This is a genomic window from Methylobacterium sp. NMS14P, assembly GCF_028583545.1.
Taxonomy (GTDB): Bacteria; Pseudomonadota; Alphaproteobacteria; order Rhizobiales; family Beijerinckiaceae; genus Methylobacterium.
Map to the genome: position 1 here is coordinate 155,336 of NZ_CP087107.1, position 11,735 is coordinate 167,070.

At 68.6% G+C, this 11,735-nt stretch carries 10 protein-coding genes; 4 read left to right on the forward strand and 6 right to left on the reverse strand.

What is annotated here, in order from left to right; translation table 11 throughout:
* Positions 1–1,587 carry an ABC transporter substrate-binding protein gene (locus LOK46_RS30560; protein ID WP_273565099.1) on the reverse strand — a complete coding sequence of 529 codons (1,587 nt, stop codon included), beginning with the start codon at positions 1,585–1,587 and terminating at the stop codon, positions 1–3.
* A gap of 531 nt (positions 1,588–2,118) precedes the next feature.
* On the opposite strand from LOK46_RS30560, the gene LOK46_RS30565 reads away from it, so the two are divergent.
* The 4 genes from LOK46_RS30565 to groL all read left to right on the forward strand — a co-directional run bounded on the left by LOK46_RS30565 (position 2,119) and on the right by groL (position 6,167).
* Positions 2,119–3,519 carry an LLM class flavin-dependent oxidoreductase gene (locus LOK46_RS30565; protein ID WP_273565100.1) on the forward strand — a complete coding sequence of 467 codons (1,401 nt, stop codon included), beginning with the start codon at positions 2,119–2,121 and terminating at the stop codon, positions 3,517–3,519.
* Between the two features lie 209 nt (positions 3,520–3,728).
* The gene (locus LOK46_RS30570) at positions 3,729–4,001 is read left to right on the forward strand and encodes an usg protein (protein WP_441012111.1); all 273 of its coding nucleotides are present in this window, start codon (positions 3,729–3,731) and stop codon (positions 3,999–4,001) included.
* 217 nt (positions 4,002–4,218) lie between these two features.
* The gene (gene groES / locus LOK46_RS30575) at positions 4,219–4,509 is read left to right on the forward strand and encodes a co-chaperone GroES (protein ID WP_273565101.1); all 291 of its coding nucleotides are present in this window, start codon (positions 4,219–4,221) and stop codon (positions 4,507–4,509) included.
* A gap of 35 nt (positions 4,510–4,544) precedes the next feature.
* A complete protein-coding gene (groL, locus tag LOK46_RS30580; protein ID WP_273565102.1) occupies positions 4,545–6,167 on the forward strand; it encodes a chaperonin GroEL in 1,623 nt (540 codons plus the stop codon).
* Positions 6,168–6,305: 138 nt separating this feature from the next.
* On the opposite strand, the gene LOK46_RS30585 is transcribed toward groL, so the two are convergent.
* The 5 genes from LOK46_RS30585 to LOK46_RS30605 form a co-directional block, all read right to left on the reverse strand.
* Positions 6,306–7,376 (reverse strand): PLP-dependent cysteine synthase family protein, encoded by a 1,071-nt coding sequence (locus tag LOK46_RS30585; RefSeq protein WP_273565103.1) that lies wholly within the window; start codon positions 7,374–7,376, stop codon positions 6,306–6,308.
* A gap of 86 nt (positions 7,377–7,462) precedes the next feature.
* Positions 7,463–8,332 carry a transporter substrate-binding domain-containing protein gene (locus tag LOK46_RS30590; RefSeq protein WP_273565217.1) on the reverse strand — a complete coding sequence of 290 codons (870 nt, stop codon included), beginning with the start codon at positions 8,330–8,332 and terminating at the stop codon, positions 7,463–7,465.
* 107 nt (positions 8,333–8,439) lie between these two features.
* The gene (locus LOK46_RS30595; protein ID WP_273565104.1) at positions 8,440–9,369 is read right to left on the reverse strand and encodes an ABC transporter substrate-binding protein; all 930 of its coding nucleotides are present in this window, start codon (positions 9,367–9,369) and stop codon (positions 8,440–8,442) included.
* A 24-nt stretch (positions 9,370–9,393) separates the two neighbouring features.
* Positions 9,394–11,160, reverse strand: a complete 1,767-nt coding sequence (locus tag LOK46_RS30600; protein ID WP_273565105.1) for an amino acid ABC transporter permease/ATP-binding protein — start codon at positions 11,158–11,160, stop codon at positions 9,394–9,396.
* A gap of 36 nt (positions 11,161–11,196) precedes the next feature.
* Positions 11,197–11,733, reverse strand: coding sequence for a GNAT family N-acetyltransferase (locus LOK46_RS30605; protein WP_273565106.1), 537 nt, complete (start codon positions 11,731–11,733; stop codon positions 11,197–11,199).
* Between the last annotated feature and the right edge of the window lie 2 nt (positions 11,734–11,735).

The window sequence follows — 11,735 nt, forward strand, 5'->3', positions numbered from 1 at the left end:
TCAGTTGGAGCGCGGCTCGATCGTGAAGTCCCGGAACGAGCCGTAGACCTGATCGCCGCTGATCGGGTGGCGCAGATTGGACGCCTCGACCGTGAAGAACCGGAGCTCGAGCAGCGGCAGGGTCGGCAGATCCTCCATCACCGTGCGCTGGAACTGCTTGAACAGCGCGACGCGCCTCGCTCCGTCGGGCTCGCCCTGCACGGCGGCGATGATCGTGTCGACGGCCGGGTTGCGGTAGCCCGAGGCGTTCGTCCACGGGATGTTCTTGCCGACGGAGTGCGACCAGTAGGCGCGCGTGACGCCGACCTGCGGGTCGGAGAAGGCCGCGAACCACGTGATCGCGATGTCGAAGTCCCGGTCGCCGTAGAGGCGGCGGGTGTAGGCGGCGGTGTCCTGGCCGCGCACGGTGACCTCGACCCCGACCCGCTTCAGCGAGGCCTTGATGAATTCTCCGGTGCGCTTGAAATCGTCCCCGTAGGGAATGTAGTCGAGGTTGAGGCTGAACCGGTTCCCGTCGGAGCCGCGCTTGAGTCCCGCCTCGTCCAGCAGGGCTTCGGCCTGCTTCAGGTCCAGCGGATAGTGCGGCGCGGCCGTGTCGTGGAACTCGGGCAGCGAGGACGGAACCGGGCTCGTGGCCGGGATGGCGAACCCGTACCAGACCACCTTCGCTAAGGCCGCGCGATCGATCGCCAGGGCCAGGGCCCGGCGCACCCTGACGTCCTTCAGGTACGGGCGGTCGATGTTGAAATCGGCGAAGAGGAAGGGCGACAGCCACTCGTAGCCGCGGGTCTCGACGCGCAGGCCCGGGAGCTTGGATAGCCGCTCCGCATCGCGCAGCGGCACCGGGCTGAGCGGCGCGTACTGAACCTCGCCCTTCTCGAGAGCGGCCGAGCGCGCGGCTGCGTCGGGAATGATCTTGAAGATGACGCGGTCGAGGGCCGGCTTCGCCGCGTCCCAATACTTCGGGTTTCGCTCCAGCGTGATGTGGCTTCCCTTCACCCATTCCTTGAACACGAAGGGGCCCGTTCCGACCGGCTTGTTGTTGTGCGGGTTGTTGAGGATGTCCGTCCCCGCATAGAGGTGCTTGGGCAGGATCTGCGCGCCGTTGCTGTTGACCGAGCTGAGGATCGCCACCGACGGCTCGCTGAGACGCAAGATCGCCGTCCAGTCGTCCGGCGTGTCGACCCGGGTCACCTTCGCGAAGGTGACCTGGTTCCGCGGATGGATCTTCTGCCAGACGTTCTCGAGCGTCCATTTCACGTCCGCCGAGGTGAACGGCACGCCGTCGTGCCACGTCACGCCGTGCCGGAGACGGAAGACGATCGAGAGTCCGTCGGGCGCGACTTCCCAGCTCTCCGCCAGAGCGGGCTTCGGCTTCAGGTCCGTCCCGTAATCCACGAGGCCGTCGAAGATCGATCCGCTCACCACGCCCGTCGGGGCCGCGGAATTCAGCGCCGCCGTCAGGATGACCGGCTCGGGCTGGACGATGGCGGTCAGCGTTCCCCCGCCGCCCTGGGCGAAGGCCGGATGCACGGCGGTCAAGAGACCCACCGCGACGACCAAACGTCTCGTCCAGACGCTATTCATCCGAGGCTTCGTCCTTCACACGCGCACCGCAACAGGATGATCATTAGCTTGGGCATGGACACGATCGTCAACCGTGAATGAAGCATACAGTCTGACTTGATGGAATATCGCTATGTTCGTCCTGATATAAGCGAAGGTGACGACGGTATTATATCGTCGACAGCAAGGATCAGAGGAGATTTGCCCCGGCGATCTCGGTGTCGAACGGCCCGGCCGATTCTCCCGCGATCCGCGCACGGGTTCACGGGCGTGGCGCGGCCCGCGCCCGCGTCGCCGAGCCCGTGGGGCGCCGGTCTTCCGGACTGACGCCCGCCGATCGCCTCACACTTGCGACAGGCAGATCCCTGTCGAGAACCGGGATGGACACGAGCGTTCCGGGACGTTCATCTTTTCAAGTCGTTGGATCGGCCGTTGTTATTCTCTAATCGATCCGCAACAGGGAAGTACATTCTTGTTGACCGAGTTGAGGCACCGAATATCGTTCCGATACGCGCATCGTCACGTGCGACGCACTCCCGTCTCAGGCTGAACATGTCCTCATCCCGCGAACTTCGGCTGAACGCTTTCCAGATGGCCGCGCCGGGCCATACCTGGGCGGGGCTCTGGCGCCATCCGCGGGACACCACGGCCAGCTACAACACGCTGGACTACTGGACCGCGCTCGCCCGGACCGCGGAGCGCGGGCTGTTCGATGGCGTGTTCCTCGCCGACGTGATCGGCCAGTACGATGTCTACGGCGGCAACGCCGATGCCGCCCTGGCGCGCGCGGCGCAGGCACCGAGCCTCGACCCGTTCTTGGTGGTTCCGACCATGGCGGCGGCCACCCGCCATCTCGGCTTCGGCGTGACCGCGAACCTCACCTACGAGCATCCCTACACGTTCGCACGGCGGATCACGACGCTCGATCACCTCACCGGGGGGCGCGTCGGCTGGAACATCGTCACCGGCTACCTGGAGAGCGGAGCACGGGGCATGGGCTTGGCCGAGGCCCGCGCCCACGATGTCCGCTACGAAGCGGGCGAAGACTTCCTGGAGGCCGCCTACAAGCTGTGGGAAGGCAGCTGGGAGGGCGGCGCGGTACGGCGCGACCGCGAGCGCGGCGTGTTCACCGATCCCGCGAAGGTCCATCGGGTCCGTCACGACGGACCGTATTACCAGGTGGATGGCCGCCATCTCGGCGAGCCCTCGCCCCAGCGCACGCCGGTGCTCTATCAGGCCGGCACCTCCGCCCGCGGGAAGGCTTTCGCTGCCCGGCATGCCGAGGCGATCTTCCTGAACGGCCATACCCCGGCGCTGGCCGGCAAGGCCGTGCGGGCCATCCGCGAGGCCGCGCGGGCGGCCGGCCGCGACCCCTGCGACATCCGCATGTTCCTCGGCGCCACCGTGATCGTCGCCCCGACCCGGGCCGAGGCGCTGGATCTGCGCGACGAATATGCCCGCTACATCGACGCCGAAGGGCAGTTCGCCCTCGTCTCCGGCTGGACCGGGATCGATCTCGCCAAGCTCGAGCCGGACGAGCCGCTGGCCTATCAGGAGACCAACGCCATGCGCTCGCTGGTGGAGAACCTGACCGTGCCCGGTGAGCGCCCCTTCACGCGCGCCGATTTCGCCGAGTTCGGCCCCCGCGGAGCCAGGGCGCCCTTCATCGTCGGCGCGCCCTCCGAAGTCGCCGACGCGTTGCTCGCATGGGCGGAGCAGGCCGATGTCGACGGCTTCAATCTCACGCGCGCCGTCGCGCCGGAGACGCTCGAGGCCTTCGTCGATCTGGTGGTGCCGGAACTGCAGTCCCGCGGCGCCTACAAGACGCGCTATGCCGAGGGCACCCTGCGCGAGAAGCTCTTCCCCGGAGCCGGGGCTCACCTGAAGGACACCCATCCGGGTGCCGCCTTCCGTGTCGGCGAGCCGCCGCGTGTCCTGCGCGCTGTCTCATGAACCGGTCCCCGGGGACGCGAGGCGATCCGGCATCGACGGCAGCCCCGGCGCCGAACGCTTGCAGGAACAGGGAAACAACGCTGCGAGCGCCCCTCGCGGGGGACCAAGAGTCCGGCGAGGCCGACGATTATAGCGAAGCTTTCTCTTGAGAGAACGACTATCTCAAGTCAGAGTAGTGCCTCGACAGACGATCTTGAGCAGTTCAAGTCATGCCCCTCGCGAGAATGACATCGTCCTGGATCGAGGGCTACAGCCTGACGACGGCCGAGATTCTCTACCATATGCCAGATTACCCGCACCTGCTGCAGACGTTCGTGTGGCAGCAGAACGATCTTTTCCCCCAATTGCCGGAGCTGAGACGGTTCCTGGCCTTCTGGCAGGACAAGCTCGACGGGCCGCTGCATTCCGTGAAGGTCATGCACTGCCAGCTCCTGAAGCCAGCCGAATTGCGCGCGGTATCCGGCGACTTCCGGCTCCACTGAGCGGCCGCCGCGCGGAGGGATCACGAGACCGGCGCTGCGTCGCCGGGGCGAGAGGCTCCCAAGCGTCGCGCCGCCGCCAAAACATCCTCCCACCCGACTGCGTTCTTTTAAAAGAACATATCAGTTGTTTTATAGAACATCGTGGGCCAGGATAGGCGATGTCGGCCTGCCGCGATCAGGGCGCGCTGCGGAAATTCGGATCGGAGCTCAGAGACCCATGGCCCTTCGACCCCTGCACGACCGCGTGCTGTTGCGCCGCCTCGAAGGCGAGGAGAAGACGAAGGGCGGCATCATCATCCCCGACACTGCCAAGGAGAAGCCGCAAGAGGGCGAAGTCGTCGCTGTCGGTCCCGGCGCTCGCGACGAGACCGGCAAGGTCGTGCCGCTCGATGTGAAGGCCGGCGACCGGGTCTTGTTCGGGAAGTGGTCCGGGACCGAGATCAAGATCGATGGTGAAGACCTCCTGATCCTCAAGGAAGCCGACATTCTCGGCGTCATCGCAGCCTGAACAGGCATCGCTCGTCAGTAATTCGGAGATCGGACATGGCAGCCAAGGACGTCAAATTCTCGGGCGATGCGCGCGAACGGCTCCTGCGCGGCGTCGACATTCTGGCCGATGCGGTCAAGGTCACCCTCGGTCCCAAGGGCCGCAACGTCGTCATCGAGAAGAGTTTCGGGGCGCCGCGGATCACCAAGGACGGCGTGACGGTCGCCAAGGAGATCGAGCTCGAGGATCGGTTCGAGAATCTCGGCGCCCAGCTCCTGCGCGAGGTGGCGTCGAAGACCAACGATCTGGCCGGCGACGGCACCACCACGGCGACCGTCCTCGCCCAGGCGATCGTCCGCGAGGGCGCCAAAGCGGTCGCGGCGAATTTCAACCCCCTCGACCTGAAGCGCGGCATCGACCTGGCGGTGACGGCCGCCGTCAAGGACATCACCGGCCGCGCCCGCAAGGTGACCGCCTCCGACGCGATCGCCCAGGTCGGCACCATCTCGGCCAACGGCGACACCGAGATCGGCCGTCTCATCGCGGAGGCGGTCGAGAAGGTGGGCAAGGAGGGCGTCATCACGGTCGAGGAGGCCAAGACGGCCGAGACCGAGCTCGACGTCGTCGAGGGTCTGCAGTTCGACCGCGGCTACCTCTCACCGTATTTCGTCACGAATGCCGAGAAGCTCATCGCCGAACTCGAGGATCCCTACATCCTCATCCACGAGAAGAAGCTCTCCTCGCTCCAGCCGCTGCTCCCGATCCTGGAAGCCGTGGTGCAATCCGGCCGGCCGCTCCTGATCATCGCCGAGGACATCGAGGGCGAGGCTCTGGCGACCCTGGTGGTCAACCGGCTTCGCGGCGGCCTGAAGATCGCGGCCGTGAAGGCGCCCGGCTTCGGCGACCGCCGCAAGGCGATCTTGGAGGACATCGCGATCCTGACCAAGGGACAGACCGTCTCGGAGGATCTCGGCATCAAGCTCGAGAACGTCACCCTGCCGCAGCTGGGCCAGGCGAAGCGTGTGCGCATCGACAAGGAGAGCACGACCATCGTCGACGGCGTCGGCGACAAGACCGACATCGCCGGCCGCATCGCCCAGATCAAGGCGCAGATCGAGGAGACCACCTCGGATTACGACCGCGAGAAGCTGCAGGAGCGTCTGGCCAAGCTCGCGGGCGGCGTCGCGGTGATCCGCGTTGGCGGCGCGACCGAGGTCGAGGTGAAGGAGAAGAAGGACCGGGTCGACGACGCCCTCAACGCCACCCGCGCGGCGATCGAGGAGGGCATCGTCCCGGGCGGCGGCACCGCGCTGCTGCGCGCGAAGGTGGTCGTGTCATCGCTCAAGACCGACAATGCCGACGTGAAGGCCGGCATCGCCATCGTGCTGAAGGCCCTCGAGGCACCGATCCGCCAGATCGCCGCGAACGCGGGCGTCGAGGGATCGATCGTGGTCTCGAAGATCATCGAGAGCGGGTCCGACACCTACGGGTTCGATGCGCAGACCGAGACCTACGGCGACCTGATCGAGGCCGGCATCGTCGATCCGGCCAAGGTGGTGCGGACCGCGCTGCAGGATGCCGCCTCGGTCGCCGGCCTGCTCGTCACCACCGAGGCGCTGATCACCGAGCGTCCGAAGGACAAGGCCGCGCTTCCGGCGCCGGCCGGCCCCGACTTCTGAGAGGGGGCACCCGGAGCCACCCCAAACATGGAGCGTACCGGCCCGGCCCCGCGGATCGCCGCGGGGCCGAAGCCGTGCGGTGGTCAGCCGCCGCTGGGGTGACCGGAACCGCGATCCGCGATCGCGGTCTGCCGACGGTCAACCGAGGGGCAGGTCTCGGGCCGTCCACGACCGGCCGACGGAGGCCGCGCCGGAGCGGGAGTTCCGAGAAGGCGCGGCCGGGGCCAGCGCGCACGATCCGGTGGCCCGCTGCGCCGCCGGCAGCCCGTCGGCCTGAGAGAGGTACCGCTCCCCGCTGTCGGCGACGATCGCGACGATCGTCCGGCCCGCGTTCTCCGGCCGCGCGGCCAGCACCGAGGCCGCGAACAGCACCGCGCCGGACGACGGGCCGGCCATGAGCCCCTCCTGGCGCGCGAGCCGCCGCGCCAGGGCTCGGGCCTGCACGGTCGTGCAGGCGATGACCTCATCGACCACCTGCACATCGTAGTTTCCGGGAAGAAGGTGCGGCTCGACCCCCGTCACCCTGTGCACGCCCTCGACGGCGTCGACATCCGGATGGTCGAAGGTCGGGACCGATCCGGGAGCCGGTTCGACCACCACCACCCGCAGGCCGGGCTTGCGCGATTTCAGGTAGCGTCCCGTCCCCGAGACCGTGCCGCCGGTGCCGACGGCCGAGACCAGGATGTCGACCGCACCCGCGGTATCCCGCCAGATCTCAGGGCCGGTCATCTCGAAATGGATCCGCGGGTTGGCCGGGTTGCCGCGCTGGTCGGTGTAGAACGCGCCCGGATTCTCGCTCTGCACGCGCGCGATGATGGTGTTCACGGCGCCGGGTTCGAGGAACTCCGCGTCGTCGATCAGGATCGTCTCCGCCCCGTACTGGTGGATCAGCGCGCGCTTCTCGGCACTCGTGGAGGCGCGCAGGTAGAATTTCGCGCGGTAGCCGCTCGCGGCCGCCAGGGCAGCGAGGCCGATGCCGGTATTGCCACTGGTGAGGTCCACGAGCAGCTGTCCGGGGGCGAGACGGCCCTCCGTCTCGGCGGCACGGATGAGACCCCAGGCGGTGCGATCTTTGATGCTGCCGGCCGGGTTCAGATACTCGATCTTCGCCAGAATGCGGCCGTGCAGCGCGCCTGCGCCGAAGCGGTCGAGGGCGAGCAGGGGCGTGTTGCCGACGAGGTCGGTGAACCGGCGGGCTGCGACTGTCATCTTGACCTCTCGTGCCGTTCTGTCGTGCGGCGCCGGGCCGGACCGCGGTCCGGCCGCGCGTCGACACAGGCGCGGCGAAGCATCGTTCAGTCCTTCGGAAGTCCCGGCGGGTTCGTCTCGGAGCGCGGCAGCGCCTCCTCGGCCAATCCCCGCCGCGCCAGCATCCGGCCGTAACGCCCGTCGTCGATGAGCGTGTTGGTGGCGCGCGTCAGCGCGTCGGCGAGGCCACTGCCCCGGCGCGTCGCCACGGCCACGTCCGACCGCAGCGGCCAGCCGGCGCTGAGCGTTCCGACCTGCCGGATGTCCCTGTCGCGGGCGGCCACGAAGGCGAGTTGCGCGTGCGGCTGCACGATCACGTCCGCCCGGCCGGAGCGCAGGGCCACGAGGCGGCCGGCCTCGTCGTCGAAGAGCTGCAGGTCGAGGGGCCGGAGCCCCGCCGCGCGGTTCTGCGCGTTCCACGCGAGGAGAATGCGTTCCTGGTTGGTGCCGCCGCCGACGCTGATGGTCAGCCCGGCGGCGTCCCGCGGCTCGCAGATGCGCGTGATGCGGCTGTCGATGCGGACGAAGAAGCCGTGAAGGCCCTGCCGATACGTGGAGAAGTCGAACTTCTCCTTGCGCTGCTCGGTGACGCCGACATTCGAGATGACCGCGTCGTATTTGCCGGAGGACAGGCCGAGCGGCCAGTCGGCCCAGGCGACCGGAACGATGTCCAGGCGCAGGTCCAGGCTGTCGGCGAGGAGCAGCGCGAAATCGGGGTCGGCCCCGACCACGGTCCGAGCATCGGTCGCGTAGGTGGCGAGCGGCGGCCCACCCGGCGTGATCGCCACGGTGAAGAGACCGGGCTCGGCGAAGCGGAACGCCTCCGGGAGGCGGGCGCGTGCAGCCGGATCCGGCCCGGACCGGACGCGGCCGCGCTGGTCGGGCGTGAGATCGAACGGCGTCTCGGCGGCCGCCATCGCGCGCCCGCGGCCGAAGCTTCCGACGGTGGCCGCCAGGAGCGACAGCGCCGTTCGCCGCGCGATCAGTCCGGTCACCGGCTCCGGAGGGACGATCGGCCCGCCCATCAGGCTCTCGGCAGGCCCGGCGGGTTGGTCCGGGATTCCGCGATGGCCTCGGCCGAGAGGTTCCAGCGCTCCAGAGCCTTCGCGTAGCTCCCGCTGCGGATCTGCGTGTTGATCGCCTGGGTGATGGCCTCGGCGAGGCCGGCCCCCTTGCGCGTTGTCACGGCGATCTCGGCCAGAACCGGCCAGCCGCCGCTGAAATTGCCGGCGAGCCGCGTCTTGCCCGCGCGCGCGGCATTGAAGCTCAGGAGCGCGTTCGGTCCCAGATAGGCGTCCGCCCGTCCGGATTCCAAAGCAAGATACAGGACGACATCGTCGTCGTAATACTGGATCTCGACAGGTTTGAGCCCGGCCTGACGGTTCTGCTCGTTCCAGCGCAGGAGAATTTGCTCCTGGTTGGTCCCGGAGGACACGATGATCCGGAGGCCTGCGACGTCCTGCGGCTGGCGGATGGTCAGCGGGTTGTCCGACTTGACGTAGAAGCCGAGCAGATCCTTGCGATAGGTCGAGAAGTCGAACTTCTCCTTGCGCTGCTCGGTGACGGTGACGTTGGCGATGACCGCGTCGTACTTGCCGGAGGTCACGCCGAGCGGCCAGTCGGCCCAGGCGACCGGCACGATCACCAAGGTCCGCCCCAGCGCGTCGGCGATGATCTGAGCCATGTCGGGCTCTGACCCGATGATCGTCTGCGTATCGGTGGCATATCCGCCGAAGGGGAAGCGCGCCGGGTTGACCGCCACCGTGAAGTCGCCGTCCCGGGCGAAGCGCGCGTCCGCGGTCACCCGCGCGATGGCCGCCGGGTCGCGCTGGGCACGGACCCGGCCGGGCTGGCCCGGCGAGAGATCGATCCCGGCCGCCGCGGCGATCCGGACGGGCGCGCAGGCGAGGGCCGTGCCGGCGAGGCGGGCGAGCGTGGCGCGACGGGTGAGCACGGGCGTTGTCCTGCTGCAGGAGGGTCAGAGTACCTTGGCGAGGAAGGCGCGGGTCCGCGGATGGTCCGGATCGGCGAGCACGCGCGCCGGGGGGCCCTGTTCCAGGATCCGGCCTTCCTCCATGAAGACCACGTGGTCGGCGACCTCGCGGGCGAAGCCGATCTCGTGCGTCACGATCACCAGGGTCGTGCCCGAGCGGGCCAGCGCCTTGATCACGTCCAGCACCTCGCCGACCAGCTCGGGGTCGAGCGCGGAGGTCGGCTCGTCGAAGAGCAGGACCTTCGGTTTGAGCGCCAGGGCCCGGGCAATCGCGACGCGCTGCTGCTGGCCGCCGGACAATTGGCGGGGAAACGCGTCCGCCTTCTCGGCGAGACCGACCCGGGCGAGGAGCGCGCGCGCCTCGGCCAGCGCCTGCGCGCGGGAAACGCCGCGCACCGTCACCGGCGCTTCGACGATGTTCTCGAGGGCGGTGAGGTGGGGAAACAGGTTGAAGGTCTGGAACACCATGCCGACGTCAGCGCGGCGCTTCAGGATCTCCGCCTCCTTGAGTTCGTAGAGCGTCTCGCCGTCCTGCCGGTAGCCGATCAGCGCGCTGTCGATGGCGACGAAGCCCGCATCGACGCGCTCGAGATGGTTGATCGTCCGCAGCAGCGTCGACTTGCCGGAACCGGACCTGCCTATGATCGCGGTCACGCTGCCCGGCCGCAGGACGAGGCTGACGTCGACGAGCACCGCGAGCCGACCGAAGCTCTTCGTGACGCCGGTGATCCGGATCTCGCCGCCCGGGCGGAACACCGGATCGGCCGCGATCGCGGGGGCTCCCGGGATCGCGGCGCGGCGGTCCCGTCGGGGCTGCAGCCATCCGAGTACCTGCGAGATGCGGGAGGCGGACGGATCCCGGAGCGCGCCGCGGGCGTAGTAGCGCTCGATGTGGTGCTGGACGAAGGAGAGCGCGCTCAGGATGACCAGATACCAGACCGTCGCCACCATCAGCAGCGGGATGACCTCCAGATTGCGCCTGTAGATTACCTGAATTGTGTAGAACAGTTCGGGCAGCGCCAGGATGTAGACCTGGGAAGTGCCCTTGGCGATGCTGATGACCTCGTTGAACGCGGCCGGCAGGATCGCCCGCATCGCCTGCGGCAGCACGATGCGGGTGATCTGGCGGCGGCGCGGAAGCCCCAGCGCTGCGGCGGCCTCGTGCTGGCCCTGATCCACCGCCAGGATGCCGCCGCGGACGATCTCGGACGAGAAGGCGGCGGCGTTCAGCGTCAGCCCGAGGACGGCGGCCAGGAACGGCGTGATCAGCTGCGTCGTCTGCCAGGACGCAAAGGTCCAGTCCGTGAACGGCACGCCGAGCCGGATCGTCGCGTAGAGGTATCCGAGATTGTTGAGGATCAGCAGCAGCACGATCAGCGGGATCGAGCGGAACAGCCAAGCGTAGCCCCAGGACAGCGCGGCCAGAAGCGGCGATCCGGACAGGCGGGCCAGGGCCAGGAGCGTGCCCAGGAGGAAGCCGAGGACCGAGCCCAGAAGGGTCAGCAGCAGCGTCCGCCCGAGCCCGACCAGCACCGGCTCGGCAAAGAACCATTGCGCGAAGACGTCCCAGCCCCACCGGGGATTGGCGAGGACCGCGTACAGGATCGTGCCGATCGCCGCCGCCGCGCCGACGCTGCCGAGGATGCGCGCCGGATAGCGGGCCGGGACGACCCGAAGGCTGCTGAGATCGCGGCTCTGGGCTGCCACCTCGCTGTGAGCGGGGAGGGCCGCCGCGGTGCTTGCGAGAGTCATGGGGACTTCCGTTCGGACGGTCGACGGGCCTCGCGCTCAGGAGGCGTGGCGGATGGGTCGATGCCCCGGCGGCCGCCGCAGCGGCACGACCTTGGGGCGCAGGACCTTCTCGAAGGGCAGGAGCCTGAAGATCTCCGGATCGACGGCCACGTCGAAGCGCGGCGTGTAGCCGAGCTGCAGATACAGCTCCCGGGCCTCGGGCTCGCGGAAGCCCGTCGTCAGGCAGATGCGGTCGTAGCCCTGCCGCTTGGCCTGCGTCTCCAGCGTCTCGACGATCTGTCGCGCCAGACCCTGTCGACGGAGCGCCGCATCGGTCCAGACCCGCTTCAGTTCGGCCGTGTAGGGATCGTGGCGCTTGAACGCGCCGCCCGCGATGGCCCGTCCGTCGCGCAGGAGCAGGACGAAATTGCCGTCCGGCGGGGCGAGGAGTTCGGCCGGATCGCGTTTCATCGCGGCGCCCGGCAGGTCTCCGACAGGCCTGCCGTAGCGCGTGAGGTATTCCCGGGTCAGCTGATCGAGGAGCGGCCGGGCGAGCGGGTCGAGGGGTGTCGTGAAGACCATCTGATCGGACATGG

Excerpts from the sequence above, each read along its gene's own strand:
- LOK46_RS30570 (WP_441012111.1), top strand. The coding sequence starts at position 3,729 with ATGCCCCTCGCGAGAATGACATCGTCCTGGATCGAGGGCTACAGCCTG.
- LOK46_RS30565 (WP_273565100.1), top strand. The coding sequence starts at position 2,119 with ATGTCCTCATCCCGCGAACTTCGGCTGAACGCTTTCCAGATGGCCGCG.
- groES (WP_273565101.1), top strand. The coding sequence starts at position 4,219 with ATGGCCCTTCGACCCCTGCACGACCGCGTGCTGTTGCGCCGCCTCGAA.
- LOK46_RS30605 (WP_273565106.1), bottom strand. The coding sequence starts at position 11,733 with ATGTCCGATCAGATGGTCTTCACGACACCCCTCGACCCGCTCGCCCGG.
- LOK46_RS30590 (WP_273565217.1), bottom strand. The coding sequence starts at position 8,332 with ATGGCGGCCGCCGAGACGCCGTTCGATCTCACGCCCGACCAGCGCGGC.
- LOK46_RS30585 (WP_273565103.1), bottom strand. The coding sequence starts at position 7,376 with ATGACAGTCGCAGCCCGCCGGTTCACCGACCTCGTCGGCAACACGCCC.
- LOK46_RS30560 (WP_273565099.1), bottom strand. The coding sequence starts at position 1,587 with ATGAATAGCGTCTGGACGAGACGTTTGGTCGTCGCGGTGGGTCTCTTG.
- LOK46_RS30600 (WP_273565105.1), bottom strand. The coding sequence starts at position 11,160 with ATGACTCTCGCAAGCACCGCGGCGGCCCTCCCCGCTCACAGCGAGGTG.
- groL (WP_273565102.1), top strand. The coding sequence starts at position 4,545 with ATGGCAGCCAAGGACGTCAAATTCTCGGGCGATGCGCGCGAACGGCTC.